Annotated in this window: 4 protein-coding genes; all 4 read left to right on the top strand. The window is 63.1% G+C overall.

Annotated features, from left to right (window positions below; all coding sequences use genetic code 11):
* Nucleotides 1-60 precede the first annotated feature (60 nt).
* Entirely contained in the window at nucleotides 61-1,350 is a 1,290-nt protein-coding gene (locus EOC06_RS33710) for a cytosine deaminase (protein ID WP_128309829.1), read from the top strand.
* Nucleotides 1,350-2,753, top strand: a complete 1,404-nt coding sequence (locus tag EOC06_RS33705; RefSeq protein WP_128309830.1) for an FAD-binding oxidoreductase — start codon at nucleotides 1,350-1,352, stop codon at nucleotides 2,751-2,753. Before EOC06_RS33710 ends, EOC06_RS33705 begins: the two co-directional genes overlap by 1 nt.
* Nucleotides 2,754-2,958: 205 nt before the next feature.
* A complete protein-coding gene (locus EOC06_RS33700; RefSeq protein WP_128309828.1) occupies nucleotides 2,959-3,540 on the top strand; it encodes an NAD(P)H-dependent oxidoreductase in 582 nt (193 codons plus the stop codon).
* Nucleotides 3,540-4,127: an NAD(P)H-dependent oxidoreductase gene (locus EOC06_RS33695; protein ID WP_128309827.1), complete on the top strand. Its 588-nt coding sequence runs from the start codon at nucleotides 3,540-3,542 to the stop codon at nucleotides 4,125-4,127. Before EOC06_RS33700 ends, EOC06_RS33695 begins: the two co-directional genes overlap by 1 nt.
* Nucleotides 4,128-4,195 lie beyond the last annotated feature (68 nt).

Raw genomic sequence — 4,195 nt, 5'->3', positions numbered from 1 at the left:
ACAACAGCCAATCTCCCCCCTTGAGGGGGAGATGTCCGGCAGGACAGAGGGGGGCAACGCTTGATACCAACCTTCGGCTCTTACCATCTCGCCAATGTTCGCCTTCATCGCTCACTGGCACCAGGCCTTTCCGCGCCCTTCGATGCTGACGGCTTCGGGCTTGCCGACATCGCTGTGGCCGACGGGAAGATTTCCAGCATCACCGCGCATGGCCGATCCGCCGATGCGATTGACCTCGCCGGCCGTATAATCCTGCCATGCTTCGTCGACTGCCACACGCATATCGACAAGGGCCATATCTGGCCGCGAAAGCCCAATCCTGACGGCACGTTCTTGGGCGCGTTGAATGCCGCCGGTGCCGATCGCGTGGCACGCTGGAGCGCCGAGGATTTGGCACGGCGGATGGATTTTTCACTGCGCTGCGCCTACGCGCATGGCACCAGGGCGCTGCGCACCCACATCGACAGCGTCGCGCCGCAGGAGGAAATCTCCTGGCCAGTGTTCGAGACGATGCGCGAGGCATGGCGCGGCCGTATCGAATTGCAGGGCGCCTGTTTGCTCGGCATCGAAGGCGTGCGCGACAAAAAGTGGTTCGACAGACTGGCAAAAAGGGTTGCCGCGGCAAAGGGCGTGCTCGGTGTCGTCACCTATATGGTGCCGGACCTCGAAGAACTGCTCGACCATGTCTTCGCGCAAGCCATCAAGCATGGCCTCGATCTCGATTTCCATGCCGACGAGACCGATGATATCTCCGCCATATCGCTGAAGAAGATCGCCGAGGCCGCTCTTTGGAACGGTTTCGAAGGAAAGATCCTCGTCGGCCATTGCTGCTCGCTGGCGCGCCAGCCGGACCTCGACGTGCTCGACACGCTGGACAAGGTGGCGAAAGCGGGGCTCGCCGTCGTCTCGCTGCCGATGTGCAATCTCTACCTGCAAGACCGCTCGGATCAGACCACGCCGCGCTGGCGCGGCGTGACGCTGCTGCACGAGATGAAGGCGAGGGGCATTCCGGTGGCGGTCGCTTCCGACAACACGCGTGATCCCTTCTATGCCTATGGCGATCTCGACATGCTGGAGGTCTACCGCATGGCGACGCGCATCCTGCATTTGGACCATCCGGTTGCCGACTGGCCGCAAGCGGTTACCGCGACGCCGGCTGATGTGATGAGACTCGACGGCTTCGGCACGCTGGCCAGCGGCGGCGATGCCGACTTCATCGTGTTCAAGGGCCGAAGCTGGACAGAATTGCTGTCGCGGCCCGAATCGGATCGCATCGTCGTGCGCGGCGGCAAGGCGATCGACCGGCAATTGCCGGACTACGCCGAACTCGACGAACTGATGGTGGAATGATGGATTTTTCGGCGCTCAAACGCGATCTCGAAGGCCTGAAGGTCGACGACAATCCGGCCATCGTCCAGCAGAAGAGCCGCGACTTCTACTGGTACAGCCCGGTGCTGAAGCAGCAGTTGGACCATGTCACCGGCGATTTGATCGTGACGCCGAAGAACGAGGCCGAACTGATCCGCGTGCTTGCCGCCTGTCACCGCCATGGCGTGCCGGTGACGCCGCGCGGCAGCGGCACCGGCAATTACGGCCAGGCGATGCCGCTCTCCGGCGGCGTCGTGCTCAACCTTGCCGAGATGAACGAGATCAAGTCGATCGCGCCAGGTCGCGTGGTGACCGGGCCGGGGGCCATCCTGGCCGATATCGACAAGGCAACGCGGGCGCATTCCGGGCAGGAACTCCGGCTGTCGCCTTCCACCTACAACACCGCTTCGATCGGCGGCTTCATCGCCGGCGGTTCGGGCGGCGTCGGCTCGATCAATTTCGGCGGGTTGCGCGATTTCGGCAATGTGCTGCGCCTGCGTGTGGTGACCATGGAGGCCGAACCGAAAGCGCTCGAACTCACCGGCGAGGATCTGCACAAGGTCACCCACGCCTATGGCACCAACGGCATCATATCGGAGGTCGAGATGCCGCTGACCGCGGCCTATGAATGGATCGACGTCATCGTCGGCTTCGACGCTTTCATGGATGTCGCCCGGTATGGCAATGCGCTGGCCTGCCAGGACGGTATTTTGACCAAGCTGATCACGCCGATAGCCGCACCCGTGCCGCAGCTCTATTTCAAGCGGCACCAGAAATTCCTGACGGAGGGGCAGAGCATCTGCGTCGTCATGGTGGCGCAACATGGGCTCGATGCTTTCCTGGCCTTCACCCGCCGTGCCGGCGGCGAGGTGATCTACAATGCGGTAACCGCGACGCCGGACGAGAAAAAGGGCCTGCCGCCGGCCTATGAATTGGCCTGGAACCATACGACGCTGAGGGCGCTGCGCGTTGATCCTTCGATTACCTATCTGCAGTCGCTCTATCCCTTTCCCAACCAGTTGGTGCTGGTCGAGAGGATGGACGCGATGTTTCCGGGCGAGGTTTTTTCGCATCTGGAATTCGTGCGGCTGGACGGCAACATCACCTGCTTTGGCCTGCCGCTGGTCAAGTTCACCACCGAAGCACGGCTCGACGAGATCGTGCGCCTGCATGAGGAGAATGGCTGCCCGATCTTCAACCCGCATCGCTACACGCTGGAAGAGGGCGGCATGAAGCAGACCGACGCGGTGCAGCTCGCTTTCAAGCGCGAGACCGATCCGCAAGGGCTGCTCAACCCCGGCAAGATGATCGCCTGGGAGAACCCGGACTATGACTACCGGTCGGGCCGGACATTCCTTTTCAAGGGGCTGCAGAGGGCAAGCTGATGACCAGCGTGTGGCGCTGCACCCCCCTCTGGCCTGCCGGCCATCTCCCCCTCAAGGGGGGAGATCAGACTGCCGCGCTGCTTTCGCTAACCATCAACGTCGCAGATAGGCAGCAACGCGGAAACCGCCAATCTACCCCCTTGAGGGGGAGATGCCCGGCAGGGCAGAGGGGGGTGCCTCGCGCTGACCTGCAGGATGTCCTCCGATGAACATCCTCTTCCTTTACGCCCATCCGGTCGAGACCAGCTTCAATGCCGGCCTGCACCGCATGATCGTAGAGCGGCTGACAGCGGCGGGCCATGCGGTGGACGACTGCGACCTCTACGCGGAGGATTTCGATCCGCGGATGACGCGCCAGGAAAGACTGGACTACCACAGCCAACGCGGCGCCGCTGACGCTGCCGCGCCTTATGTCGAACGCCTGCTGCGAGCCGATGCGCTGGTGCTTTCCTATCCGGTCTGGAACTATGGCTTTCCAGCGATCCTGAAAGGCTTTTTCGATCGCGTCTTCCTGCCCGGCGTGTCGTTCAAGCTGGTCGACGGCAAGGCGCAGCCGTCGCTGCACAACATACGCAAGGTTGCGGCGGTGACCACCTATGGGGGCAGCCGGTTCCGCGCCATGCTGATGGGCGATCCGCCACGCAAGCTGATCAAGCGCATGCTGCGCGCCACCGTAAAACCGGGCGCGCCGGTGAGCTACCTCGCGCACTACGCGATGAACCTGTCTACCGACCAAACGCGCAAGGCTTTCACGACCAAGGTCGCGGCCAGCATGGATGCCTTCTGATGCGCGCGCTGGTGGTCTACTGCCATCCGGTGCCGGACAGCTTCTGTGCGGCAATTCGCGACACCGCCGTGGACGTGCTGATGCGACGAGGCTGGGAGGTGCGGCTGCTCGACCTCTATGCCGAGAAATTCGATCCGGTGATGGGCTGCGACGAGCGGCGCTCCTACAATGACCAGGCGCCGCAGGACCCGGCGCTGAAGCCGCATTTCGAACTGCTCAACTGGGCCGAAGCGATCCTGTTCGTCTATCCGACCTGGTGGTACGGGCTGCCGGCGATGCTGAAGGGCTGGCTCGACCGGGTGTGGGCGACGGACGTCGCCTTCAAGCTGCCGGCAGGCAAGGGCCGGATCAAGTCGCTGATGACGCATGTAACCAAGGTCGGCGTCATCACCACTTGCGGCGCCCCGACCTGGTGGAGCGTCGTCGTTGGCCAGCCGGGACGCAAGACCCTGCTGCGCGGCATGCGAGCACTGTGCGCGACACGCTGCCGGACGTTTTTCCTGGCGCACTATTTGATGGATGCCTCGACGCCGGCGACGAGGGCGGCGTTTCTGGCGAAGGTGCGAGGGAAGTTGGAGCGGTTTTGAGCGGCACAACTTCCCTTCTCCCCTTGTGGGAGAAGGTGTCGCCGAAGGCGACGGATGAGGGGTGTTCC

The organism is Mesorhizobium sp. M7A.F.Ca.MR.362.00.0.0, from assembly GCF_004023175.1.
GTDB lineage: Bacteria > Pseudomonadota > Alphaproteobacteria > Rhizobiales > Rhizobiaceae > Mesorhizobium.
The sequence above is the reverse complement of the archived record's forward strand: the minus strand, read 5'-3'. Positions and strand labels throughout refer to the sequence as shown.